20 protein-coding genes and 5 pseudogenes are annotated in these 23791 nt (G+C 62.9%); 13 read left to right on the top strand and 12 right to left on the bottom strand.

The window, feature by feature from the left end:
- The first annotated feature begins 141 nt into the window (after nt 1–141).
- Together KZX46_RS21295 and KZX46_RS21290 are read left to right on the top strand one after the other, a co-directional pair.
- Nucleotides 142–1695: a TonB-dependent receptor domain-containing protein gene (locus tag KZX46_RS21295; RefSeq protein WP_226896347.1), complete on the top strand. Its 1554-nt coding sequence runs from the start codon at nt 142–144 to the stop codon at nt 1693–1695.
- The gene (locus KZX46_RS21290) at nt 1689–4211 is read left to right on the top strand and encodes a prolyl oligopeptidase family serine peptidase (RefSeq protein WP_219777300.1); all 2523 of its coding nucleotides are present in this window, start codon (nt 1689–1691) and stop codon (nt 4209–4211) included. The genes KZX46_RS21295 and KZX46_RS21290 overlap by 7 nt, the downstream gene beginning before the upstream one ends.
- Here the strand turns inward: KZX46_RS21290 and KZX46_RS21285 are convergent.
- The 3 genes from KZX46_RS21285 to KZX46_RS21275 form a co-directional block, all read right to left on the bottom strand.
- Nucleotides 4174–5925, bottom strand: a complete 1752-nt coding sequence (locus KZX46_RS21285) for an asparagine synthase C-terminal domain-containing protein (protein ID WP_219777299.1) — start codon at nt 5923–5925, stop codon at nt 4174–4176. The genes KZX46_RS21290 and KZX46_RS21285 overlap by 38 nt on opposite strands.
- Nucleotides 5925–6629 carry a lasso peptide biosynthesis B2 protein gene (locus KZX46_RS21280; RefSeq protein WP_219777298.1) on the bottom strand — a complete coding sequence of 235 codons (705 nt, stop codon included), beginning with the start codon at nt 6627–6629 and terminating at the stop codon, nt 5925–5927. Before KZX46_RS21280 ends, KZX46_RS21285 begins: the two co-directional genes overlap by 1 nt.
- Before the next feature lie 299 nt (nt 6630–6928).
- Nucleotides 6929–7546: a GntR family transcriptional regulator gene (locus KZX46_RS21275; protein WP_219777297.1), complete on the bottom strand. Its 618-nt coding sequence runs from the start codon at nt 7544–7546 to the stop codon at nt 6929–6931.
- A gap of 550 nt (nt 7547–8096) precedes the next feature.
- Between KZX46_RS21275 and KZX46_RS21270 the strand changes: the two genes are divergently transcribed.
- Nucleotides 8097–8327 carry a hypothetical protein gene (locus KZX46_RS21270; protein ID WP_219777296.1) on the top strand — a complete coding sequence of 77 codons (231 nt, stop codon included), beginning with the start codon at nt 8097–8099 and terminating at the stop codon, nt 8325–8327.
- 341 nt (nt 8328–8668) lie between these two features.
- Here the strand turns inward: KZX46_RS21270 and KZX46_RS21265 are convergent, their stop codons facing one another.
- A complete protein-coding gene (locus KZX46_RS21265; RefSeq protein ID WP_219777295.1) occupies nt 8669–9181 on the bottom strand; it encodes a hypothetical protein in 513 nt (170 codons plus the stop codon).
- 571 nt (nt 9182–9752) lie between these two features.
- On the opposite strand from KZX46_RS21265, the gene KZX46_RS21260 reads away from it, so the two are divergent.
- Nucleotides 9753–10079, top strand: a complete 327-nt coding sequence (locus KZX46_RS21260; protein ID WP_219777404.1) for an autoinducer binding domain-containing protein — start codon at nt 9753–9755, stop codon at nt 10077–10079.
- 3 nt (nt 10080–10082) lie between these two features.
- Nucleotides 10083–10388: a hypothetical protein gene (locus KZX46_RS21255; protein ID WP_219777294.1), complete on the top strand. Its 306-nt coding sequence runs from the start codon at nt 10083–10085 to the stop codon at nt 10386–10388.
- A gap of 42 nt (nt 10389–10430) precedes the next feature.
- Here KZX46_RS21255 and KZX46_RS21250 read toward each other — a convergent pair whose 3' ends face one another.
- Nucleotides 10431–10736, bottom strand: coding sequence for an SWIB/MDM2 domain-containing protein (locus KZX46_RS21250; protein ID WP_219777293.1), 306 nt, complete (start codon nt 10734–10736; stop codon nt 10431–10433).
- A gap of 408 nt (nt 10737–11144) precedes the next feature.
- Between KZX46_RS21250 and KZX46_RS23540 the strand changes: the two genes are divergently transcribed.
- Both KZX46_RS23540 and KZX46_RS21240 read left to right on the top strand, forming a co-directional pair.
- Nucleotides 11145–11408 (top strand): type II toxin-antitoxin system VapB family antitoxin, encoded by a 264-nt coding sequence (locus tag KZX46_RS23540; RefSeq protein ID WP_219777292.1) that lies wholly within the window; start codon nt 11145–11147, stop codon nt 11406–11408.
- Nucleotides 11408–11890: a type II toxin-antitoxin system VapC family toxin gene (locus KZX46_RS21240; protein ID WP_219777291.1), complete on the top strand. Its 483-nt coding sequence runs from the start codon at nt 11408–11410 to the stop codon at nt 11888–11890. The genes KZX46_RS23540 and KZX46_RS21240 overlap by 1 nt, the downstream gene beginning before the upstream one ends.
- On the opposite strand, the gene KZX46_RS21235 is transcribed toward KZX46_RS21240, so the two are convergent.
- A complete protein-coding gene (locus tag KZX46_RS21235; RefSeq protein ID WP_226896336.1) occupies nt 11885–12226 on the bottom strand; it encodes a hypothetical protein in 342 nt (113 codons plus the stop codon). The genes KZX46_RS21240 and KZX46_RS21235 overlap by 6 nt on opposite strands.
- Before the next feature lie 743 nt (nt 12227–12969).
- Between KZX46_RS21235 and KZX46_RS21230 the strand changes: the two genes are divergently transcribed.
- Nucleotides 12970–13554, top strand: a complete 585-nt coding sequence (locus KZX46_RS21230) for a PEPxxWA-CTERM sorting domain-containing protein (protein WP_219777290.1) — start codon at nt 12970–12972, stop codon at nt 13552–13554.
- A gap of 553 nt (nt 13555–14107) precedes the next feature.
- On the opposite strand, the pseudogene KZX46_RS21225 reads toward KZX46_RS21230, so the two are convergent.
- Nucleotides 14108–15830, bottom strand: a pseudogene (locus tag KZX46_RS21225) (ATP-dependent RecD-like DNA helicase); the annotation flags it as partial.
- On the opposite strand from KZX46_RS21225, the gene KZX46_RS23090 reads away from it, so the two are divergent.
- On the top strand, nt 15750–15920 hold the full coding sequence (locus tag KZX46_RS23090; RefSeq protein WP_226896351.1) for a hypothetical protein: 171 nt from the start codon (nt 15750–15752) through the stop codon (nt 15918–15920). The pseudogene KZX46_RS21225 and the gene KZX46_RS23090 overlap by 81 nt on opposite strands.
- 467 nt (nt 15921–16387) lie before the next feature.
- Here the strand turns inward: KZX46_RS23090 and KZX46_RS21220 are convergent.
- Nucleotides 16388–16792, bottom strand: a pseudogene (locus tag KZX46_RS21220) (MucR family transcriptional regulator); the annotation flags it as partial.
- 191 nt (nt 16793–16983) lie between these two features.
- Nucleotides 16984–17295 (bottom strand): SWIB/MDM2 domain-containing protein, encoded by a 312-nt coding sequence (locus KZX46_RS21215; protein ID WP_219777402.1) that lies wholly within the window; start codon nt 17293–17295, stop codon nt 16984–16986.
- Between the two features lie 282 nt (nt 17296–17577).
- Between KZX46_RS21215 and KZX46_RS21210 the strand changes: the two genes are divergently transcribed.
- The 3 genes from KZX46_RS21210 to ltrA all read left to right on the top strand — a co-directional run bounded on the left by KZX46_RS21210 (nt 17578) and on the right by ltrA (nt 20678).
- Nucleotides 17578–18726, top strand: a complete 1149-nt coding sequence (locus tag KZX46_RS21210) for a GGDEF domain-containing protein (protein WP_219777288.1) — start codon at nt 17578–17580, stop codon at nt 18724–18726.
- A 301-nt stretch (nt 18727–19027) separates the two neighbouring features.
- Complete coding sequence (locus tag KZX46_RS21205; protein ID WP_219777264.1) at nt 19028–19171, top strand: hypothetical protein; 144 nt, start codon at nt 19028–19030, stop codon at nt 19169–19171.
- A 184-nt stretch (nt 19172–19355) separates the two neighbouring features.
- Nucleotides 19356–20678 (top strand): group II intron reverse transcriptase/maturase, encoded by a 1323-nt coding sequence (ltrA, locus tag KZX46_RS21200; protein WP_219777265.1) that lies wholly within the window; start codon nt 19356–19358, stop codon nt 20676–20678.
- Between the two features lie 247 nt (nt 20679–20925).
- Here the strand turns inward: ltrA and KZX46_RS21195 are convergent.
- A pseudogene (locus tag KZX46_RS21195) lies at nt 20926–21289 on the bottom strand (transposase); the annotation flags it as partial.
- A 159-nt stretch (nt 21290–21448) separates the two neighbouring features.
- Here KZX46_RS21195 and KZX46_RS21190 point away from each other — a divergent pair.
- A pseudogene (locus KZX46_RS21190) lies at nt 21449–22394 on the top strand (IS630 family transposase).
- A gap of 18 nt (nt 22395–22412) precedes the next feature.
- Here KZX46_RS21190 and KZX46_RS21185 read toward each other — a convergent pair.
- Nucleotides 22413–22904, bottom strand: a pseudogene (locus KZX46_RS21185) (transposase); the annotation flags it as partial.
- Nucleotides 22905–23158: 254 nt separating this feature from the next.
- Entirely contained in the window at nt 23159–23764 is a 606-nt protein-coding gene (locus KZX46_RS21180) for an RNA polymerase sigma factor (RefSeq protein ID WP_226896335.1), read from the bottom strand.
- Nucleotides 23765–23791 lie beyond the last annotated feature (27 nt).

Below are 23791 nucleotides of genomic sequence, written 5' to 3'. Positions count from 1 at the left end.
GGGTCGCCCGCGGTCATCGTCGCCACGCCCGCCACTCCCTTCTTCGTTTCGCCCAATGGCCAGCCGTACGACCTCATCGCATACTCCTTTGCCCGCGAACTCGGCGCGTCGCGGACGACGGGCAGCGCGGCGACCATCGGCTTGACCGGCGGTGCCGACGTCAGCTTGGGTCATCGCTGGAAGCTGCGCCCTTATGTTGCCTTCGCCCAGCAGCTCGAGCGCAATCAAGTCGCCAATATCATCAACACCCAGTCGCTCGCCGAAGCGCTTGGTTCGGCACCCGTTCCGGCCGGCGCGTCGTACAGCACCACAAGTGACGGGTTCTTCAATCCGTTCGGTGACGGCGCAGTCAACAGCCCCGCCATTCTTTCGTTCGTGGGCAGCGGCTATCAGAAGTTCGACAGTCTGAGCCAGGTGACGACCTACAACGCCGATGCCGACGGCCCGCTCGTCGACCTGCCGGGTGGCACCGTCAAGCTCGCGCTCGGGGTCAATGTTCGACGCGAAGCCTTTACCACCAGTGGCGCGGTTTTGCTTTTCACCGATAGCCCGTCGATTACCCTGCCGAACCGGTCGGCACGCACAGTCGAAGCCGCGTTCGCCGAGCTCGAGGTTCCGTTGGTCGGCCCGAGCATGGCTCTCCCGGGACTGACCCGGCTCGACCTGACGCTCGCCGGACGCATTGAGAATTATAGTGACTTCGGTTCGACGGCGAACCCGAAAATCGGGATTAACTGGACGCCCGCACCGGGGGCGCGGGTCCGCGCGAGTTTCGGTACCTCGTTTCGGGCACCAAATCTTCGCCAGACGACGACTGCCGAGCGAATCAGCGCGACGGTGCTGACGACCGCGACGGGGCAGGCAGCGGTCGTCCTCCTCGCCGGTGGCAATCCGCAGCTCAAACCGGAACAAGCCGATTCATGGACCGCCGGGGTCGACTTGACGCCGCCCACGTTGCCCGGCGTCCGGATAAGTGCGACGTGGTTCCGGACCAGCTTCCGCGCGCGCATCGGTCGGCCCGCACTCGACGACCTTGCCGACGCGCTGACCAATCCGGCGCTGGCACCATTCGTCACAGTCGTGTCACCCGCCACGAGCGCGGTCGATCTCACGCGCGTTACCGCACTCGTCAACGATCCCGCGTCGATCATCCACGGCAGTTATGTCCCAGCGACGATCGGCGCCATCGTCGATGCCCGCTATGTCAATACCGCCAGCACACTCGTCGACGGCATCGACTGGACGATCGCGTACACCGTCTCGTCCGGACTGAGCCAGTTCGATCTCGCGGCAACCGGCACGAACCTGTTTGATTATCGCGAGCAGCTGACGCCGACCGCGCCACGTCGCAACGACGTCAACCTCGCCGGCAAACCACTGGCACTTCGCGGTCGGGTCAACAGCGACTGGACGCGAGGGGATGTTGGTGCGGGCCTCGGCGTCAACTTCGCCAACGCCTATCACGACCTTGGCGGTCACCCGGTAGCTGCCTGGGCAACGCTTGACCTGCAGTTGCGCTACGCGCCGCAGCGCGCGACGGGTGCGTTGCACGGTATCGCCGTCGCATTCAACGTGCAGAACCTTACCGATCAGAACCCGCCCTTCGTCAACACCGCTGCAGGGGTCGGCTATGACGCCGCCAACGCCGATGCGCTCGGTCGGTTCGTATCGTTCCAGATCACCAAGAAATGGTAAGCGCGTCGACGGGCCGGGCCGCGCGCGGCTGGCGTCATCTCGATGCCGTTTGGGCATGGGGGCTCATCACGATTTTCTCGGCCTCAGCCGCCCCGGCGAGACCCTTCGCGGTCGACGATCTGCTCCGCGTCGAGCAGTTTTCCCAAATTCTGCCGGATCCGGCCGGGCGCTGGCTTGTGATTGAGCGCCGCCGGGCCGCCGGGACCGCACCCCGGTTCGACCTTGAGACGCACAAGGGACTGACCCTCGGCTCACTTCTCGTCGTCGATCTCAATGCGCCCGCGGCAGCGCGGCCACTGCTGACCGCTGACGCGGCGACGGGCTATGTCGCGCTCGCCTTTTCGCCGCGCGGTCGCCACCTCGCGGTCGCTCGGCTCAGCGGACGTGCCTGGGAACTCGGCGTGGTCGATTTGGCGACGACGACAACCCGGTGGCTGGGGGTGACGCCGGGCCTGCCCGGCGACGGCCGCGCGGTACAATGGTTGTCGGAGTCGCGTCTCACAGTGCGCGCTTACCTGCCTGGAGATTTGCCGGTCTACCTTCGCGCCGGGTGGCAAACGAAGCATGATCTGCCGTTGCTCTGGGAGCAGGCTGCGACCGGCAGCGCGGTCACGGCCACCACCGTCGGAAGCGGTCGCTTTCGCGGGGTCACGCCCCGTCCGCCGGCGGTGCGCCTCGTCGCGATCGACCTCGACCGCGGCACCACCCGGACGATCGTCGAAGGTGCAATCGTCGATTTCGAGGCCGCGAGCACGGGTCGGATCGCGGTGATACTTGCCGGCAGTGACATCGAACCTACCGCGGCGCCGCTCGGCGTCGGCACGGCGACACAGCGGCGGCGCCTGGTCCTTGTCGATGCCGACGGGTCGCACGTCGTGCCGGTGTGCGCTTCCTGCGATTTTGCCGGGTCGCTCCTGAGCTGGTCGCCGTCGGACCGCCAGCTCCTTGCGTTTTCGCGGCACGACGGGGCGGCATGGGACACGGGTGCGCTGGTCTCGATCGATGCAACGACGGGGAGATTGGTTCGGGTTGGGGGTTTGATGGTTGCCCCGGTCGTTGCTGGTCCCCCCGACTTCGCGCCGCTGGTCCATGCCGGCTGGAGCGGCGAGACGGTGGTCGTCTACGCTCGTCCCACGACCGCTCGGAGCGAGCCGCGCGCAGACTGGTTCGCCCTCGACCACGGGCGTGCGACGCCGCTTACCGCCGGGCTCGCCAGCGTATCGCCAACGCTCGCCGCAGTGGACCCCGGCGGGATCATTGTGCGTGACGGCGACCAGCTGCTCCGGATCGGACGAAACGGGCGCACGACCATCCTGTGGTCGCGCCCCGGCGTTCGCGTCGCCGCCTGGCCGGCAAGCGAGGTCGGCGAGCGGGGACGCGCCAATCCTCTGCCGGTGGAGGCGATCGCCGGATGGTGGACAACGCCGAACGGCCTGAATATGCGTTTTCCGGGGCGATTGTCGGCGGTCCTCGTGTCCGGTCTCGAGGGAGCTTCGGTGGTCGGTCCCGTGCCGCATCGTGCCATGGTGATCGTCGAACAAATCGACTCGCATGGAACGTCGCATCTCCTTCTCGCGCGCGGCGACCATCCGCCCGTATTGCTCGCCATGATCAATGCGCATCTCGCGTCGGTCGAGAGCGCGAGGATGGTGCCGATCGTCCGCGCCGGTGCCGACGGACGAATGCTGACCAGCTGGCTCGTCCTGCCGGCCAAACAACGACCCGGGCAACGGTACCCGCTTGTCGTCGTGCCTTATCCGGGGCGCGAATTCGGCCCGCTGCCGCCGCGCGATCAGGCTCCCGGCGCGCCGCTTGACAGCATCAGTGCCCAGGTCCTGGCTGGCGGGGGCTATGCTGTCCTGTTACCGAGCCTTCCCCGTGGTCAGGGCAGCGGGCTTGCGGCCGCGGCTTTGACGCGGACCGTCCTCGCGCTCGTCAACCAGGTCGACAGGCGCGAGGATATCGACCAGTCGCGCCTCGCGCTGTGGGGTCACAGTTTCGGCGCTTCCGCGGCGGTGGTGATCGCCTCGCAGACCGATCGGTTTGGGTCGGTGGTCGCGTCAGGAGGCCTATACGACTTTATCAGTGCCTTTGGCACCTTCCTCCCGTCACGGCGGGTTCATCCCGAAGACGGCCTCTCGATAACGACGATGGCAGGCTGGTCGGAAACGGGCCAGGCGCACCTCGGCGCGGCACCGTGGGTCGATCCCTCGATCTATGTCGCCAACAGCCCGATATTCGCGGCCAAAACGATAGATGCACCGGTCCTCTTGCTTCAGGGCGATCAGGATATCGCCGCGCTCGGTCAGGCAGAAGAATTATTCTCGGCGTTATTCCGGCAGAACAAGGACGCGGTGCTGGCCAGTTATTGGGGTGAAGGCCACGTCGTCGCCAGCCCTGCTAATCTGCGCGATCTCTACACGCGAGTCTTTGCCTGGTTCGACGCCACGCTCGGTACCGAGCGGCGCGCCGGCATGTTTAGTCAGGACCATGGCGGCGAAGCCACGATTCGATAAGCGCGGCGGTCAAAATCTCGGTATAGGCATCGCAGACCGCGAGATTGTCGGGCTCGAGTGTCGACGCGAGCCGGCTGCGGTCGATCAGTCCCGCCGCGGCCAGTCGCCCGTCGCACAAAAATTCTCGCAGGAACCGATGACTGCGCGCGACCAGCCGGCCGTAATAAGCGGTGAGATCACCCTTGCCGTGCCGACCGGTGACGCTCGCAGGTAGCCGCCCGGCGAACGCCTCGCGAGCAAGCCGGCGGTCGCGGTTGCCGCCGGTCAGGTGCGCGACCGGGGTCGCGAGGACGAGTTCGACCAGCGGCTGCGAAAGCAATGGATGCACCATATCGCACCGCCGCGAGCGCAAGCTCTCGCCGAAATACACACGGCTATTGGCTAGGCCGAAGATCTGCAGTTGTTTCGCCGGGAGCACGCGCTCGCAGCCGTCGAGCCACCGATGGTGGTCGATCGGCGTCGACTGAACGAACGACGCCAATCGTGGCGGCGGTGCTTTGGAGCGTCGCGCGAGCGCCAGCGACGCGACTGACCACACGGTCGACCGCGTCCAATGTGCGGCACGGATCGCCGCGCGGGCAAAGGCAATTGGCGCGGCACCGCCGGCAAGCGCATCGGCGGCGACGGCTGCGGTCGGCATCTGGAAAAACACGGCATCGCCGCCCTGCCCGGTAAAGATTGCATCGGCGCCGCAATCGTCCGCGCGTTCGGCGAGGTCGCGGTCGTGGTGGACATCCATTCCCGTCATCCCGGGCCGGAAGCCCGCGGCCAAAGCAGCGAAGTCGGACGAAACGAGGGCGCGCGATGCCCGTGGGACTTCGGTCAGCGCGAGCCCGAGCCGTGCCGCCGTCGCCCGGGCGAAGCTCCGTTCGTCGGCCTCGGGCGTCTCGCCAAAATAAGTGAACCAATGGCGCGGCTTTATCGGGCATTGTTGGAGCGAACTGGCGACGATCGACGAATCGAGCCCGCCCGAAAGCTCGGCGACCGGCGACGCATAGCAGCTCGCCCACGCGGCGACGCAGGCGTCGATCATCCGTTTGAGCGCAGCGGGCGACGGAAACCGGGGCGACCGGTGCGGCGGACAATAGTCCGCCGGGTGCCAGAGTGGCCGCTGCACGATCTGGTCGCCGACGACCCGACAGAGCGTGCCTGGTTCGACGGCAGTCATTCCGGTGACCGCGAGCGCTTCGCTGACGCGCACCGGCACCGCGAGCTGGAGCGCGACGATCGCCCAGTCGATCGCCAGCGGCGACGGAGGCACGATGCTGGCGGGGTACTCCGCTCCCGAGGCGACGAGCCGGACGCACCCCGCCCGCCATGTCAGGCAGTCCTGCGCGCCAAGCGGGTCGCGAATGATGTCGAGCGCTGCGAGGCCGCGACCGGGAACGGTTACGACATAGGCGCCCCACGCCTGATCCAAGAGATTTTGCCCGATTGCGGCCGCGTCGGTGCCCCGCCACGCGCGCGGATCGACTGTGGCGACCGTGCCAGCCTCGGTGGCCGCACGGTTAAACAATTGGCCGATGATCACGCCCCGGCCGTCGTCGAGGGGTACGGCGATGCTGCCGCGCGCCGGTTCGCCATGAACCGCAACAAAGGCACCAGGGAGATCGACGACCGTACGCCACGCTGGCGGTCGCGCGTTCCGCAAGCGCGCGCCGACCGCCGCGCCACCGGCGTCATCCACCGGCCAATATGCCGCCGCAAAGTCCATCACGCGCGTCCGGCGGGGACGGTCATGATCGTCGCGAAGGCGAGCACCCGGTGGCTCGCGTCGCCGACGATATGCTCGCCCGATGCCAGCCAGCAATGCGCTCGAAAAGGATACAGGTGGACGCCGAAGACCCACTCGGTCGCGATGCCCGAGAGCCAGAGGAAGTGCATCAGTGCGAGGGCATGCGCGAGACATTCGCGACGCCGTGGCAACCAGATTGCCATCTCGTCGAACCGTGCGACCGCGCACGCGATTTTGATGGTCGAAATGCTCGTGTCGCCGCGCATTCCTCGTTCGCGGGAGGGCGCCCCCGCCAGCCGAGTGGCAGCGGCAAGCGCGGGTGCCAGGCTGTCACCGCGCAAAAGCCGCGCGGTTGAGCGATGCGCACGTCCAAAGGCAAGCCAGTCGCCGATGCGAAGGGGCCGTCGCCCGGCGGGCTCGGGCAGGTCGCGCCATCGCCGAGGGTCTGACGCGCCGGGGACGGCCGGATACGGCTGCTCGGCGACAGCGACAGCGTCGGTGAGCACACCTTCGGCGAGGAGCCCGGCGATCTGATCGGCCGTGAGAGATTCGAATCGGCCGCTCCCGCTGCCGGCATCCACCTCACTGAGAACGCATGAATAAGCATCGGTCGCAACGTCGAGAAAGACGACATCGTCGCCGATACGGACCGCGAAAGTTCCAGCAGCGGTGGTCAAGGCCATGCTCGATTGTTCCGGGATGGTATGTGGCAAATGGCGAAAAACGGTGCCGGCCGCGCGCGACCGGCACCGGCGCGTCACGCTTGCTGATAGCGGATCACGCCCTCGGCGAGGTCGCCGACGAAGCTCGCTCGCGTGTCGCGCTTGAGTGAGCCGATCCGGGTCAGCCGGACTTTTGCCTTTTTGGTCATATGCGATATCCTTATCGTTGAACCGCCTCATCGCGGCCTGGTCAGCAAGCAACCGTCCCAGCCTATATCCAAACTATATCCTACGATCATTTCGAACAGGGATACCGGATCTTAGCGCGATCCCGCGACGTGGAGCCGATGCGCCACTGCGGAGCGCCGGTCGACGTAAAGCGCTAGCGCGATCCGGACCCGTGGCCAGTCGCAGCTCGCAACGGCGACATCGAGACGGGCCGCATCGGCGGCGGCATCGGCGATGACTTCGGCTTCATGCCGTCTATACGGGGCAAGGCTGTCTCCAAGATCGATTGCCAGCGTTCGCAAAAGAGCGTTGGCCGTCATCTGCTGCAGCATGCCGAAGGCGACCGGCGTCCCCACCACCACGAAGGTCCGGCCCCTTGGGGTCGTGGTGCCGCCGCCGGACAGCCGGTCACCGTCGAGCCCGTCGACGATGCGGTTGTAGACATGCACCTCGAGACCATAGGCCGCCGCGACCTCGTCGCTGGTGAGCCGCGCGAGCCGAAAGCCTTCGCGTTGGCGGTCCTCGACCAGCCGGGTGCCGGCCAGCCGACACAGCGCTTCGCGAACCGGGGTGCTGCTTAAACCAAGGTCGCGTGCGATGTCGGCGATGCGGATGATATCCCCGGGACGATAAACCCCTTCTGCGAGTGCTTGCGCGAGAAAGGTAAAAGCCCGGGACCGCGGCGTCGCCTCAGCCTCGAATTTGGCCATGTTACCCTCCTTCGACCAATATCGCCACATCAGGCAACGGGAGCGACATGCGGCAATGATCCGCCAGCTATATTCCGCGTCTACGCCGCTCCCGCCACATTCTGACGCGTCCGCGACACGGGGTGCGCAGATCATCTCGCGAAATGACGCGCCGTCCGCCATCCTGCAACGGGTGGGATCCCCTGCGCGGCGGAGCCGCGTACTTTGGCTTGCGCAGCGGCCGCGATCATGTCGTCTATATCGATAGGGGTCTCACCAAAGAGATTGATAACCGATGAACTTATCCTCGAGCAACCGCGACCACACCATCCTTCTGTCGGCGGCGATGCGCGCCATCCGCGTTAGTCGGCGGATGCGGGCGAGCGAGGTGGCCCGGGCGATGGCGCTCCCGCTCCGGACCTACGAGCGCTTCGAGGCCGGACACGGGCCCCTTACGTTCGAACGGATCGCAAGCTTCGCCAAGGCAACGAATTCAGACCCGGTCGCCCTCCTTGCCGTTTTGCCGCTCGGACGGCCCGAGTTCGCAATTTGGTGCGCCGACAATAAATTGATGACGATCATGATAATGGTCGTCGAAGAACTCGCTGATGAGCTGGGCGCCGACATCGGATTTCTCGAATCCGGAGTCCTGATTGCCAGCTTGACCCGGGCAACACGCGAACTGATCGAACATTTTCGCAAGCGCGATATCTTCGCCGAGACGTGGTTGAATCAGCGGTCGGAACGGCTGGCAGGATCGGTTCCTCTGTCGACTCTCTTGCGGCGACGGCAGGCCGGTTAGCCCCGCGCGAAGATCGCCAACCGTTCAAAAAGGCCGCCGATGCGAGGTCGCATTCGATAACATAGTCGAGCTTTTGGAAAGCCCCTTGTCCTATCGCGGGGTCCTAACGGCGCAATTTAGTCGCAGGCGGCGTGATGTCGGGCATTAGGCGAACGAACTGGTATCCGTTGACCCGACATCGATCCCCTGCCGGCGCCGCCGGCACGGCACGGCACGGCACGGCACGGCGAGATGTCGGCGCTACCCGGGATGATGCCATGATCAGATGCGGCGAATGGCCGATGGCGTTGCTTGCGGTGAGTCATGCGGCGATCGAAAGACGCGAATAGGGCCGTAGTAGATTAGATGAGCAGCGAGCGCCGACGAAGCGCCGCGAGGGCATCGGCCTCGACAGTGTAGACGGCCGACCGCTGCCCACCGCGATTTTTGTGATCGGTTCGCCAACCCGCATAATGGCGGCGGACAAGGCCGGCTCTGAGTAGATCACCGACGGCGCGGCTGACGTTGGTCTTGCCCGACGCGCGTATCCGCTCATCGACGGCCGCGGTCAAGATTGCTTCGGCGAGGGTCGGGTCGTCCGGTAATTTGTCCGCGAGGCTGGCAGCGACGCGGTGCCGCAACGAGATTCGTCGCTGGCCTCGCGCTAACGGCGACAGCGCGTCGCTGAGCCAGTCCCGAAGCAGCAAAGTCCGGTGACCATCGACGACCATCGGACCGGCATGACCGGCGGCGTCCGCCGCCTCGGAGAGCAGGTTGAGAACGAGGAATGCGTAGCGCGGTCGCGCCGAGGCGCCGGCAAGCCTCCGCATGATGGCGCCGACGTCGAGACGATGAGCCGTGCTGATGTCGTTCATGTGCCATGTCCCGCCTTCTTGCTGCTCGGCAAGAAGAAGCGCGTCGAGCGTCGATGTGAATCCCGCTTGAGTCGGAGCGAGTCGGATTTACGGCCAGCCGAATCCCTTGTGTCACTGGCGACACTTTACCTGAGTTTCGAGGTAAAGTGTCACCAGTGACATCTTCGATCGGGGTAGGCTCTCGCTGACATTTTGGAACCGCGAACCATTTGGAACCGCGAACGTGGATGCGTTGCGACGCTTGCCAATCGGCCTTGGACAATATTCGATGCTCGGGCCCCCAGCGACATGAGCGACCGCTCGTCGCACCTCACCGGCTTGAAAACGGCGACGCGACTTCGCTGTTTAAGTGCTTCCCGACCCCGCGCTGTAAATAGGCGTTGAAGCGGGACTCCGCACTATTTGGTCCTACTAATTGTAGTTGTGCTACTTTCCTCTCGTGGATTGGGTCCCGATCGGCGCCTATTGGGACCCCCCGTTTACAGCGGTTTACCGCACGACTCCGCCGCATCGATGATCTCGACGCGCTCGCTCAAGCGATGACCGAAATGACGGCCGAGCTCGGTTTTGCCTGTTACGTCCTCGGCCAGCTGCCCAGCATCGACTACGCGGGCACCAATTTATCATCACCGATTACCCCGAGGCATGGCGCCCGACGGTCTATTCGCGGTTGCTGTTCGGCCAGGATCCGATCATCGACTCGCTCGCTGATGCTGTAGCGCCATTCCTCTGGGAAGAGGTTCGAGCCTACCGCGAGCCGACACCAATCCAGCGCGAGTATCTCGACGCTGCGCGCACCTTCGGATTCTCGCGCGGCTACGCCGTTCCGGTCAAGGCGCCCGGCGAGCCGACCGGGGCCATCTTTTTCGGCACCGTAGATAAGGCGGCGGTCGACTAGGTAGTGCTCCAGCTCACCGTCTATATGGCCACGGCCGCCTATCACCGCGCGGTCATGATCGTCCGTTCGACGCGGGCGGCCAAGAGTCCGCAGATCAAACTGTTAGAACTTGAGGTTCGCGTTTTGACGGGGCTCGCGCAGGGCGTGAGCAACTATGTTATCGCGCGCCGGCTGGGGCTGACCAACGCGGCATGTGCCGAGTTGACGCAAGGACTATTGCGCAAGCTCGGCTACGGCAACCGGACCCTGGCCGCGGTCCGTGGCCTCCAGCTCGGTCTGATCAATTTCAATGAGGTCCTGGTCGGGTAAGCGGCTGGCGGCTGCTCCGGGTGTGCAGGAGCAGGTGTGTGATTATTTCACGTGCGCGGCGATGACCTTGCTCAACTCGAACATGCTGACGCTCTTCTTGCCGAAAATCGGCTCGAGCGTAGCGTCGGCGTTGATCTGGCGACCGTCGACGGCATCCTGCAACTTATGTTCTTTGATGTAGACCCACATCAAGCTGACGATCTCACTGCGCGCAAGCGGCTTGTCGCCGACGATTGCCGCCAATTGCGGCGACGGCATTACCGGCTTGCTCAGGCCCCCGGTCTTTGGCGCGTCACCTGCGCCCGCCTTCGCCGTCTTCGTTGCAGTCTTTGTCTTATCGTCCGCCATGTCCGTCCCTCGTCGTCGCCGCGCTCACCGTATGTCCGCCGATCACGCATACCGGTCAAGCTTCGAACTGCGGGCGCGAATAGGCGCGCATTATGTGCTGCGATGGAAAGGGCCGGTGGGGGACCACCGGCCTGAGATAAATTCTTGGGGAGAATTGCCTTTCGGCACGGTAGTTGCGCAGCGCAACACTTGTGAGGGCAATTGGAAACTGGAGGGCAAATGGCGTCATCGCAGCTTTAGTTAGGTGGCGCTTCCATTCGCATGAGCGTTGGCGCGTGCCGTAAGCGCTCGGCGATAGGCACACGATCGGCCGCTAGCTATGCGGACACGGTGCATTTCGTGGACCGGGCTAGCAATTGCGAAATCCTGCTAGCCCGTTTGCCGGTCGTCTGCTAGACAGTCGACATCATGTCTCGTCCAGATGCTCCCCAGCTTAATATTCGATCGAGTTTCGCTCGCGAGCGTGCCAGCGAATTGGCCCGCAGTACGGGCCTGACGACGACGCAGGTCGTCGAGGATGCGCTGCGGGCCTATCTGCCGCCGTCTCGGGGTACACCGCACAGCAAGCTTGTCCGCAAGGGAGCCCTTCTGGTGCGTCCGCGACGTGGTCGCGAAATCAGTCTCGACGACGCGAACGCGGCACTCGACGAAACTCGAAGCGAACAGCGGTAATGACGAGGGTCGCAGCGCTGCTCGACAGCAATGTGGTGATCGCGATGGTCGCCGAGGAACACGAACATCACGCCGCTTCGGCTGCATTGCTCGCCGACGGACCCGACCGGCGCTTGGCGGTGGCGGCACATAGTTATGCGGAGGCGTATGCGACGCTGACGCGTCGGCATGCGAACGCGCTGTTTCGCTGGTCTGCAGAGGAGGCATGGGCGACCCTCGAGAGCGTTGCCGCGGCGACCACACTCGTCGGCCTTTCCCCGGCGCAAACATTCGACACGATCCGCAGTTATGCCGCTGCCGGTGGCATCGGTCCGCGGCTCTACGACCGCTTGATCGGTCAGGTTGCCGTGCAGAATGGATTGGGCAGCATCGTGACGTGGAATGTCGGTCACCTGCGCGACTTATTCCCGGGCCTTCGTGTGGATAATCCAAAGGCCGCGGTGGCTTGGGAACATGCTCGTGACGCAGGTGATCGCTCATAGGAGCATCGAGCGCCGACGCAACGCTGCGAATGCGTCTGGCTCAACGGTGTAGACAGCCGAGCGCTGGCCGCCGCGATGCTGATGGTTGGTCCGCCAGCCAGCATAATGGCGCCGCACGAGGCCTGCACGGAGGAGATCACCAACGGCGCGGCTGACGTTGGTCTTGCTCGACGCGCGGACCCGCTCATCGACGGCCGCCTTCACGATGGCTTCGGCGAGGTCGGGGTCGGCGGGCAGTTCGCCCGCGAGGCTGGTGGCGATGCGCTGCTTTAGCGACTCCCGTCGTCGGCCCCGTGCGAGCGGCGACAGCGCGTCGCTGATCCAATCTCGGAGCAAAAAGGTCCGGTTTCCGTCGACAATTATGGGACCGGCGCGACTGGCCTCATCCGCGGCATCGGAAATGAGGTTGAGCACCAGGAAAGCGTATCGCGGACGTGCCGACACGTGAGCGAGCCGGCGAAGAATGGTGCCAAGATCGAGCGGTTGTGAAATGCCGATGTCATCATGGTCGATGCCCCGCCTTGCTGCCAATCAGCAGCGAAGACGACACAGGCCAGGATGTGAATCCCGCTTGAGTCGGAGCGAGTCGTATCTACGTCCAACCGAGTCCAATCTGTCGCCAGTGACACTTTACCCGAGCCCTTTGGTAAAGTGTCACTGGCGACACGCAGGTTCGCGACATACTTGTCGTGCAGTCTCCAAGATCCGTCAGATACGGAGCTTCTCGACGCCGATCAGTAAGTCGGGCTGACGACGATTGCTGAGTTCGGCATCACGACATTGAAAAACCGTTGGCGCAGCGACGGATAGAGCGGCGCGAACTTCATCGTGAAGTCGATGGCCATGATCACCGCCGCAGTGCCGAAAGCGACATCGCAGCGATACCGCATCCATTGCCAGAGCCGTGCGGTGTAAGGCGGCGGGTCACTCAGACTTAAATCTCGATAACAAAAGTGACGGAATCCTTTACAATCCAATCACTCAATTATGAAGTCAGATCATAATTATCAAGCTGTTAGGCACTTGGCACGTTTCGTGCGTAATAAATTACAGACATTGCTGGTTTTGGGGATTTATCCATGAAGATTTTGTTTTACCGAGCTGCTGCTGTCGTCGCGCTTGCCGTGTCGGCTGCCGCCGGTGCCGTGGTCGTCGACATCAACGCACTGACGAATACGACCCCGGCTACGAGCGGCGTACCAGAGATGTTCGCAGCTGGAACTTACCGAGTAAACCCGATTATTGGCACTTACACTGCGTTCTCGCGGTTCGCCTCGACATCGGGCTGCGATGAGGGTGGCTTCAATTGTTCGCAAGGCTATGAGCATAGCTACGTCATCACCATCGATGGCGTCTCAACCGGCTATGGCGACGGGAATGCCAACGGGGGCATTGGGCCGATCAGCCCGGGCAATGGGTATTACGATACCGCAGCCAAAGCCTTTGCTTACGGCGCAACAAAGTCGTCCTTCACTTTGTCGAAAGCATCGGCCGTGAATTTCTCAATTTTCGACGACTATCTTCCCGACAACCGCGGCGGAATATCGCTCGATGTTACCGCCGTTCCGGAGCCGGCGACGTGGGCGATGCTAATTTTCGGTTTTTCGCTGACCGGCTTTGCCGCGCGTCGCCGTCGCACTGCTGGGACGATCGTAGCAGCCTGAATCGTTTACAGCCGCGCTCGCGTGGCACCGCCGACCGAAGCCGCCTCAGTAATCTCGGGGCGGCTTCGCTGCATTTTGATCCGAATTGCTTCTTTTAGACTAGCGCGAACCACCCCAGATCCGCGCATTTCAAAAGCGGGTGACAATCGCCGTTTTGATCGACGCGTCTTTTTGACGAACTTACAAAAGAAGACAGTGTATGGCGGCTTCGCCAGTGTCAGCCTGAGCGTTGGCGAGCCGCCGTTGTAGAGCCATCGCGCCTAGCGGGCGATACTTGCACCTATCGGCGAACGGAGCAAACGACGTGACGGGGAGATTTGTCGTTAAAGCCAGTGGGTAGCGAGCACGGCCTAACCGTGTTGCTGTTCGCAGACCGGCACGGCTTTGCGCTCGAGGTCGATGGCAGCGACCGCTGGCAAGTCATCGCCGACCGCGGCGGTTAGTTCAGGTTCCACTCGTCGCGCGTGGCGTATTTGATGATGCCGCTGAGATCGTGGCCACCCTTCACGCTTCAGCCTGCTCTGGTTGCTTTGCCCGGCGATGCTCAACGCTACACGACCCCGAGCTCCCCGTTATAAAGATCGCGTTCGCGGTCGTTGACCACGTGCATAACCTTGTCTCCGGGACCGTAGCGGTGGCCGAACTTCTCGCTCGCCTGCTCGGTCGGCGGGTTTAGCTGCTGCTATAGCAAGGTGTTCAGCGCTCTGGCACCGGCACCGCCGCGCTGCATCGGGCTCAACACCTGGATATCACGTGCCGGGTCGAACCCGAACCGCTGGGGGATGTGGCGGGAGACAAGATCCACCACTTTGTCGGCGACCTCGCCCGGATCGTCGGCGCCGACGTAGAAGAAATCACCTTCATCTCGCGCCGAGAGGTCGGGCATCAGCCCCTCGTTAATCCGGTGTGCGCTGACGATGATCCGGCTGGTCGCCGCCTGGCGGAACACCTCGGTCAGCCGCACGACCGGTACGGCGCCGCTGGCGATAACGTCCTTGAGCACCTGCCCGGGCCCGACCGAGGGCAGCTGGTCGACATCGCCGACGAGCAGCAGGGCGCTCTCGGGCGGCAGTGCCTTCAGCATCGCGTTCATCTGCGGCACGTCAACCATGCTGGTTTCGTCAACGACAAGGAGTTGGCATTCGAGCGGATTGTCCTCCTTGCGTTTGAAGCTGCCTTCCTTCGGATCGGTCTCGAGCAGGCGATGAAGCGTCATACCGTCCATCCCCGTCGACTCCGATAGCCGCTTGGCAGCGCGTCCGGTCGGGGCGGCAAGCGCGATGTCGAGCTTGCGCGCCGCGAGCACCTTGAGTACCGCGTTGACCAGCGTCGTCTTGCCGACCCCTGGGCCGCCGGTGATGACGCAGACCTTCGATATAAGAGCGAGGATCAGCGCTTTCGCCTGGCTAGCCGACAGGGTCACCCCGGTCTTCTGCTCGACCCACGGGATTGCCTTGCTGGTATCGATCGCCACCAAGGGCAACGTCCCCTCGCGCAACCGCCGCAGGCGTTCGGCGATGCCCTGCTCGGCGCGGTATAGGCCGGCGAGGAAAATCACCTCGCGTTCGTCGGTTACCCCGGCGATAACCTCGCCGGCGATGAGCTCTGCCGCGACCGCGGCTTCGAGCAGCGGGATGGCAACCTCGAGTAGTTCGGCACCCAAACGGATCAGGTCGTTACGCGGCAGTCCGCAATGCCCATCGTCCATTGCGGTCGTTAGCGCGTGCGCGACACCGGCACGGACGCGGCGGGGATCGTCCTTGCCATAACCGAGGCTGGCGGCGATGGCGTCGGCGGTCTTGAAGCCGATGCCGACGATGTCGCGTGCGAGGCGATACGGATCTGCCTTGATCGTTGTGATCGCCGCTTCGCCGTGGTCTTGTGGATCCGCACCGCGCGCGCCGAGCTGACGCCGTGACCATAAAGCCAGACGATGATCTCGCGGATCGACCGCTGATCGCTCCACCCCGGATGATTTTCGCCTCGCGCCCGGGGCCAATGCCGATCACCTCTCGCAGCCGATTTGGCTCGCGCTCTATGATGTCGAACACGTCCTGGCCGAACGCCGTCACCAGCTTCTTGGCGTAGACCGGGCCGATGCCTTTGATCATTCCCGAGCCGAGGTACTTCTCGAGCCCCTCCAGCGTCGTCGGGACGGTTGTGCGGATTGTCTCCGCCTTGAATTGGAGCCCGTGTTGGCGGTCGTTGATCCAGATGCCAGTCGCCTCGACATGCTCACCGGCGCCGATCGCAGGGACATGCCCAACTACAGTCACGAGGTCGCGCTGTCCACGAACCTTGACCCGCAGAACGCAGTAGCCGCTATCGGCGCTGTGGAAGGTAATACGCTCAACCGGACCCGATAGCTGTTCGGCGCCAGTGCGCTTGACCGGGTGGGATGAGACGGCGGCACCGATTGGCATCGACCGACTATGCGTGTTGTTTGAGGCGCTCACCAGAGCAGAGGCGCGAGGTCATCGGAGTCGAGCCTTTGGACGTCTGCTCACAACTGCTCCGTGCGATCAACGGATCGGTTGCGCAAAGCGGCTGCCAACCGACCTCGCAGCTGACGCGGATTTCGCGCGTCCGCCACCGACTGACACGATGACGTGAATATCCGTTTTGTCGATCGACAGTCCGCTCAGGCGTCGGGTTCTGCGTCCACGGACTCTGCGGCGGCAATACCGAGCTTGCGACTCCTTGCGGGCTTGGGCTGAGCTGCAACTACGGCTGTGGTTGGCTCCTCCGCATCCTTGCTGAGACGACCACCTTTCGGCTTCGCCGATGCCTCGACAGGTACCGAAACAGACGACGCTTCGGGCTGGGCGGTATCCCGCTTTGCGCCCAGCCCGCTCTTTAACGCCAAAGAACGACGTTGCGCGGCGTAGTTTGGCGCAACCATCGGGTAGTCGTTAGGCAAGCTCCACTTGGCGCGATAAGCATCCGGAGTCAGGCCGTAGCTCGTCATCAGATGCCGCTTGAGCATCTTCAATTTGTTCCCATCCTCAAGGCAGACGAGATATTCCGGCTTGACTGAAGCCCGGACCGACACCGCAGGTTCCTGTTTCGCGACTTCCGGAACGGACACGTTGCCAAGGCCTGAGAGCGCAGCATAGACGCCCCTTATGAGGCCGGGCACGTCGGGAAATGCGACTGAATTATTAGCCACATGTGCACTGACGATATCAGCGGTCAAGGTAAGAAGCTCCGTCGTTTCGTCGGGCATCATGTTTTCCATCTGGAGGCGGATTATCTGGTCCCCTCAACGTATCATGCAGGTTTATCGATCCGCTTTACGTGCAAAGAGCGTGCCTTGGCCGTTGTTCAAGGCCGCTTCGAATGCGCGCAAGCCCATGCGCATATCCTATTCAAGTCTGAGGTAGCAGATTGCCGAGTTAGGCGACGCGATCAATCGTGCCAGCGTGGTTTCTATTTCACATGCGCGGCTATATATTTGCTCAACTCGAACATACTGGCCTGCTTCTTGCCGAAGATCGCTTCGAGCTTGGCGTCGGCATTGATCTGGCGACCATCCTTGGCGTCCTGGAGCTTGTGCTCCTTGATGTAGACCCACATCAGGCTGACAATCTCGCTTCGCGGAAGCGGCTTGTCGCCGACGATGGCTGCGAGCTGCGGCGACGGGGTCACCGGCGTGTTGAAGCCGCCGGTCTTTGGAGCATTGCTCGCACCTGCCGGAGACTTCGCCTTTTTCGCCGAAGTCTTCGTCGTGCCGTCCGCCATCTCAATCACCCTCAATTGCTTCAAAAACCTCTCTCCGACGATCCCCTGTAGCGGTCAAGCAATAGACGTCTGGCATTAAGGTGCGTCGAGCTTGCGATGATCCGTTGGTCCAGGAAGTTGCCACCCGGTCAGATCGACTTGGGCCTGCCGCAAGCGTCGTTTCCGTCGGGACGATCGTGCGCAGGCGATCGACGCGCGCATCGACAGATCCACCATCCCGCAGGCATCCCAAAATATTAATACGAATGGCATAAACGTGGATAGCGAGAAAAAGGTACGCTTATGGCTGTTCAGCAGACTACTATATCTAACGATACGACGATTGAATTGGTCCGTAGTCTTTTTACCACGCTGCTAAATACGGTGGTAATGGCGGTATCTTTCACGTGCGTCGGCATATTGGTCTTGAGCGGTACGCATAGCATCGTCCTCAGTATCCTGACATTTCTGGGGAGTGGATGTGCACTCGTTCGTATCGGGGTAGTGCTGCGCTACCGGAAGCGAGCCGGTGATCCGTTTTTGGATATCCAGGCCGCCCAACGTCTCGAAACGTATTTCGCCGCTGCTTATTGTACTTTTGCGGTGACATTCGGATTGTTCTGCGCGGTGGCGTTTGCAGTCACTCCCGCCGACACGCGCACCGTCATCATTGGCTTGTTGTTCGGCTATGGCGCTGGAGTCGCTGCCGGAGTTTCACTCCGGCCCTGGATCGGCGTCTCAAGTATCCTCATTGCGACAATCCCGACTATATTGGTCGCCTGGTCGACAACTGACCTAACCCGAATGGCCGCCGGATGGCTACTAGCCGTATTTCTCGCCGGCGGTGTCCGTTCGATTTTCGCACGCCATCAAACGACTGCTGCCGACATCGCGATGCGCCGATCGTTCTCTCGGCTGGCCCGGCATGATCACCTTACCGGGTTACTCAATCGCCTGTCATTGCGTGAGCGCTTCGATGCGTTTGCCCAGGCGGCAGGCGGGGTCGACATAATCGCCGTGCATTGTCTTGACCTCGACCGCTTCAAACCGGTCAATGACCGCTACGGTCACCCGGTTGGCGACGCACTCTTGAAAGCCGTTGCCGTCCGCATCGAAGCAGTCCTGCAGGAAAGTGATTTCGCAGCTCGAACCGGCGGCGACGAATTTGTGATCGTGCAGACTCAGGCCAGACATGCCGACGAGGTCGATGCCCTCGCGGAGCTATTAATTTGTGCGATTGCGGCCCCATTTCCAATTAGCGAGTTTAATATCTGCATCGGAACGAGCATCGGCTATGTCTTGTCTTCGGAATATGGGACCGATATCGACAATCTGGTTGCACGTGCGGATGAAGCATTATGTGCGGTCAAGCGTGCAGGCGGCGGCATTCGGCGCTATGACGGCACGAGCGACGGCTCCAAATGCGATCCATTGATCAGCCTAGCAGCTTAATCGTTTCTATGATGGCGAGCACAGCAGCGGTCAGAGGTGGCTCGTTCATCTGAACCGCTCGGTGCGATTGCGAAGTGGAGCGTCCGCGCGTTTCATGCCGCTGCGAGAAGCGGCCGGCTGAACTAGCCCGTCTTATTCAGTGCGCCCCGAAGGCGCGTAACACCAGTGGAGGGAGGTTCCACCCAGATAGTTGTCGATAGGTCTGGTAGCTGACGAGCGGCTTTGCCGGGTAACCGGTCGGGCTGAAGCCTCGTGACAAAGGCCGCCTTGGGCGGTTGAGCGATCCAGCGGGCCGTAACGTGTGAAGCCTGAGCAGGCCTCGAAAGTGATGATGCGGATGCCGACCCGCCTGAATAACGGGGAAGGCAGAATGAGCGGGGAAGAAATCGACGAGCGCACCCGCTCGATCCGCCGGGGTAATGGGCACGGCACGCTGGAATGGTGATGCGGGTAATCGGGGGAGACCCGTCCCGGGCGAGGGTAGCGGCCTCAACGTCGTGCTTGGCGCGGCGGTTCGGAGCGGGAGTCGGACAGGGTCATAGTACTGCTGAGGCCGGGTAATGCCGGCGGAAGGAAGGACCCTGACTTCTGGTGTGCTTTTGACGATGACGAGGTGGAGGTGATTGGCGATGAGCCTGCAAACGCCTGATAATATCCGGACTCTTCAGAGAAAGCTGTATCGTAAAGCGAAGGCGGAACCTGGCTTTCGCTTCTACGCGCTCTACGACAAGATCTGTCGCGACGATATTCTGCACCACGCTTATCGGCTTGCCCGCAGCAATGCGGGTTCACCAGGTGTGGACGGGGTGACCTTCGCACGGATCGAGGCGGCGGGCGCGCAGGAGTGGCTGGCGGGATTGCGCGAGGAACTCGTCTCGGAGACGTACCGGCCACAGCCGGTGCGTCGGGTCATGCTTCCCAAGCCTGGGGGTGGTCAACGACCGCTCGGTATTCCGACTATTCGGGACCGCGTTGTTCAGACTGCCGCCAAGCTGGTGCTTGAACCGATCTTCGAGGCGGATTTCGAGGACAGCGCCTATGGCTATCGCCCCAACCGGGGTGGTGGACAGGCGGTCAAGGAAGTGCACCGGCTTATCTGCCGGGGCTACACCGACGTGGTAGACGCCGATTTATCGGGCTATTTTGACTCGATTCCGCACACGGACCTCCTGAGGTCCGTGGCTCGCAGGGTTGTCGACCGGCATGTGCTGCGTCTTATCAAGATGTGGCTCAAATCGCCTGTCGAAGAGCGGGACAGCGGCGGCAAGCGGCGCATCAGTGGAGGGCAAAAGGCAACGTGCGGCACGCCTCAGGGTGGTGTCGCAAGTCCGCTACTGGCCAATATCTACATGAACCGCTTCCTGAAGCATTGGCGTCAGACCGCGCGCGGCGAGGTGTTCAAAGCACGTGTCGTTGCCTATGCCGACGATTTCGTCATCCTCAGTCGCGGCTTCGCGGATGAGGCACTGGCGTGGACGAAGGTGGTGATGACCAAGCTCGGGCTCACCCTCAATGAGGCCAAAACCTCGGTGCGGGATGCCCGTCAGGACCACTTCGACTTCCTTGGATATACCTTTGGTCCCGAGTACTTCCGTAAGGATGGCCACTGGTATCTGGGCGCAAGCCCGTCTCGGAAGAGTGTCCAGCGATTGAAGGACAAAGTGGGCGATCTTCTGGTACCCGGCGATATGGGCACATGGCCTGATGTCCGAGACCGGCTCAACCGCCTTCTGCGCGGCTGGTCGGCTTACTTCGGCTATGGCACCCGCTTGCAGGCGTATCGGGCGGTCGATCACCACGTCTACGAGAGTGTTCGACACTTCCTTGTGCGGCGGCACAATGTGCCGGGGCGCGGCAACCGTCTCTTCTCCTATGACTATGTCTATGGGGATGGCGGGGTAATGCGGCTTCGGAATGCTCACATCGGGCCACCACCGAAAGCTGTGCGGTGAAGCCAGTCGGAAAGCCGGATGCCGGAAATCGGCACGTCCGGTTTGATGAGCGGGGACGGGAGACGGGGCTCACGCCACCGCGCCCGTCCTCGACTCTACTGAGCCTTCACGCCATGGCTTTTCTGCCTCGGCTTGGCGGTTTCGCGACGGACGCGGGACGCAGTTTCCGGCGGCGCGGGAGCGGCGCGATTTCGGTATGCTGGCAGGTTTGCGGGGCTGGGTTCGATCGGCGGCACGGCCGCATCGGCTATGGGCTGGCGGCACGTAAGCTGAGGGCGACGTGGCGGAACAGCTTGGCATCCGCGTCGCGCTGGCCAGCGCGACGCGGATGCGGCTGGCAGTCTCGATATCCGCGCGGCGACCTTGATGAGCCGTAGGCGGAGGGTGGCGAACTCGGCGGACCTCAGGGCTGAGGTTTTCGGCAGCGCCAGGCGTAGGCGCCACATCAGCCAGTAGGCGGCGGTGTGAAGGATCAGCCGCATCTGGTTGGCATTGGCCGACCGGCACGAGGTGCGGTCGCTCTCCAGCTGGGTCTTATGCAGCTTGATCAGGGTCTCGGCCTGGCCACGGGCGCAATAGAGCGTGTCGTAGATATGCTGGGCGCTGCTCGAGTGTCGTATACATGGAGCGGCAGGAAGCAGCGTTCGCCATAATGGCCGTTCCAGAACGACAGCTGCTAGAGCGGTTTCCAGCCGACGTGAATCGGGAGGGATTCCCAAGGGCTCGGTTTTCTGATTCAGGCTTCATGCTGATGAAGGAGGTCGGCATGGATGGGTCGAGGACTTTCACAGGATCTTCGTGATCGGGTTGTTGCCGCCATTGACGGCGGGATGTCGTGCCGGGTGCGGCGGTCCGGTTCGGCGTGAGCGCAGCGAGCGCGATCCGGTGGCGCCAGTTGTCGCGCTGCCATGGTACGCCGGCGGCCAAGGTGCAGGGTGGCGATCGGCGGTCGGCGAGGATCGAGGCGCATGCCGACTTCATCCTGGGCGCGATCGAGACGAAGGACGACATCACGCTGGTCGAGTTGCAGGCGCACCTGGCCGAGCGCGGCACGCCGGTTGGCATCGGCACGCTGTGGCGGTTCTTCGATCGTCACAGGATCACGCGTAAAAAAAGACCGCGCACGCCACCGAACAGGAACGTCCCGACGTCCTGAAGCGTCGCGAGGAGTGGTTCGAAGGGCAGCTCGACCTCGATCCTGAGCGACTGGTCTTTATCGACGAGACTTGGGCGTCAACCAACATGGCGCGTCGCCATGGGCGCTGCCAACGGGGTCAGCGCCTGCGCTCGAGCGTGCCGCACGGGCATTGGAAAACCACGACGTTCATTGCTGGCCTGCGCCGCTCCGGCATGGTTGCGCCCATGGTGCTCGACGGCCCGATCAATCGCGATGCCTTCGTCGCCTATGTCCGCCAGGTACTCGTGCCCAACCTCTTGCCGGGCGACATCGTCATCATGGACAATCTATCGAGCCACAAAGTGCCGGCCGCCCGCGAGGCGATCGAAGCCGCCGGCGCGACAATGCTGTTCCTCCCGCCGTATAGCCCCGACTTCAACCCGATCGAGCAGGCGTTCTCGAAGCTCAAGGCCCACCTGCGCAAAGCCGCTGAACGAACCATCCACGGACTCTGGGACGCCATCGGTCGAATCCTCGACCTCTACCCGCCACAGGAATGCGCCAATTACTTCACAAACTCCGGCTACGATGCAAACTGATCGGAAACCGCTCTAGCCGCCGTGGACGACATCGACCGTCTCGTCGATGTCGAGCGTCACCGTCGCCGGCGGAGCGGGATAGCTGGCACAGTAGATATCGACCATGACGTCCATCATCCGCACCAGCTCGCGGGTTGTCGGGGCGTTCTCCCAGCGGCTCATCGTCGGCTGGCTGGCCAGGACGATGGCGCCGCGGGGCAACTTGCCCGCCGCCAGCTTGAAGCCGGGATCGTGGCGCAGATCATCGAGATCGTCGGCATCCTCATAGCCACAGGCGATCGCCAGTATCCGCGCCCGCAGGATGTCGACAGGGCTATGGACAACACGGCTTTGGTCGCGGGGGTCGGCGATGCAGCCGGCCAGGCGCCCGGCGATGCCCATCGCGCGCTCCGCCCGCGCCAGCAGCAGGACGCCGCCATCCGATGTCAGCCGCCCGCCATCGAACGCCACCGTCACTTTCTTGCGACAAATGGCTGGGAATCCAAAACCGGCAACGCTATCTTCAGCCATGGCGGGCGTGGCACTTTCTGTCCGGGGTCAGAGGGTCGTCTAGACAACCATTCTCTACACCAAATCAGCAGGTTAAACCACGCTCGCCAAACCAAAGCCGCTCGCCTGATGTTTAATCCGGGCTAGTCACGACCGACGTGGAGGCCTGCTTCCCGACTCAGCGGAAAGGTGCCCTGATCTTGAAAGATCGGGGAAGGACACTGCTAAATGAAGCACCGGAATCAGCACATCGGGATCGATGGAGATTCTCGGTATCAGCCGATTATCACGCCCTTCCAGTTCCGTTGCTGGCGGGGTGGCTTCTCTCGCTTTCGTTCGGCAAGGAAGTGAGGCGTAACTTCTTCCTCAGTAAGCTGTCGCAACCGAAGCCGTCCGCGCCACACCCGGCTTTTGAACGTGCCTGAAGTAATAGCCAATTGCGCGGCTGCGTCTTCGATTTTCACGCCTTGGCTCGCCAGCAATACCGCCTCTCGCTGCCCGATGGTCAGCTTGTTCAAAGCCCACTCTGCATCGCGCAACGCCACCACATTACTTTGATTCTCCGCGACGCTCAGCAGGCGGTCAAATGCCTCCTCGGGAAGTTCGACCTGAAAGCGCGCGCGCCGCCGACCGGACAAAAAACTGTTGCGCATCACTGTCCGCGCCCATGCGCCAAGATTACTGTCCGGGCGAAAACTGTGCCGCGCGGACCAGCAACGCAGCATCGTATCCTGCAACAGGTCGTCGGCGTCCGCGCCGCCCCCCGTCAGCCGCCGGGCATAGTTGCTGAGCGATGACACCTGTTTCGCAAGCGCCACGCCGAAATCGTCATCGAACGATACTTGGCAAAGATCGTTCATCGAGGCGAGTATATGTCGCATTGGTTCCGCTCCTGAACGTCCCTGGCG

The sequence above is a fragment of the Polymorphobacter sp. PAMC 29334 genome, from assembly GCF_019431245.1.
GTDB lineage: Bacteria > Pseudomonadota > Alphaproteobacteria > Sphingomonadales > Sphingomonadaceae > Polymorphobacter_B > Polymorphobacter_B megasporae.
The sequence above is the reverse complement of the archived record's forward strand: the minus strand, read 5'-3'. Positions and strand labels throughout refer to the sequence as shown.

Coding starts and splice junctions, on each gene's coding strand:
- KZX46_RS21290 (WP_219777300.1), top strand. CDS start 1,689: ATGGTAAGCGCGTCGACGGGCCGGGCCGCGCGCGGCTGGCGTCATCTC.
- KZX46_RS21285 (WP_219777299.1), bottom strand. CDS start 5,925: ATGGACTTTGCGGCGGCATATTGGCCGGTGGATGACGCCGGTGGCGCG.
- KZX46_RS21280 (WP_219777298.1), bottom strand. CDS start 6,629: ATGGCCTTGACCACCGCTGCTGGAACTTTCGCGGTCCGTATCGGCGAC.
- KZX46_RS21275 (WP_219777297.1), bottom strand. CDS start 7,546: ATGGCCAAATTCGAGGCTGAGGCGACGCCGCGGTCCCGGGCTTTTACC.
- KZX46_RS21270 (WP_219777296.1), top strand. CDS start 8,097: ATGACGATCATGATAATGGTCGTCGAAGAACTCGCTGATGAGCTGGGC.
- KZX46_RS21265 (WP_219777295.1), bottom strand. CDS start 9,181: ATGAACGACATCAGCACGGCTCATCGTCTCGACGTCGGCGCCATCATG.
- KZX46_RS21250 (WP_219777293.1), bottom strand. CDS start 10,736: ATGGCGGACGATAAGACAAAGACTGCAACGAAGACGGCGAAGGCGGGC.
- KZX46_RS23540 (WP_219777292.1), top strand. CDS start 11,145: ATGTCTCGTCCAGATGCTCCCCAGCTTAATATTCGATCGAGTTTCGCT.
- KZX46_RS21240 (WP_219777291.1), top strand. CDS start 11,408: ATGACGAGGGTCGCAGCGCTGCTCGACAGCAATGTGGTGATCGCGATG.
- KZX46_RS21230 (WP_219777290.1), top strand. CDS start 12,970: ATGAAGATTTTGTTTTACCGAGCTGCTGCTGTCGTCGCGCTTGCCGTG.
- KZX46_RS21215 (WP_219777402.1), bottom strand. CDS start 17,295: ATGGCGGACGGCACGACGAAGACTTCGGCGAAAAAGGCGAAGTCTCCG.
- KZX46_RS21210 (WP_219777288.1), top strand. CDS start 17,578: ATGGCTGTTCAGCAGACTACTATATCTAACGATACGACGATTGAATTG.
- ltrA (WP_219777265.1), top strand. CDS start 19,356: ATGAGCCTGCAAACGCCTGATAATATCCGGACTCTTCAGAGAAAGCTG.
- KZX46_RS21180 (WP_226896335.1), bottom strand. CDS start 23,764: ATGCGACATATACTCGCCTCGATGAACGATCTTTGCCAAGTATCGTTC.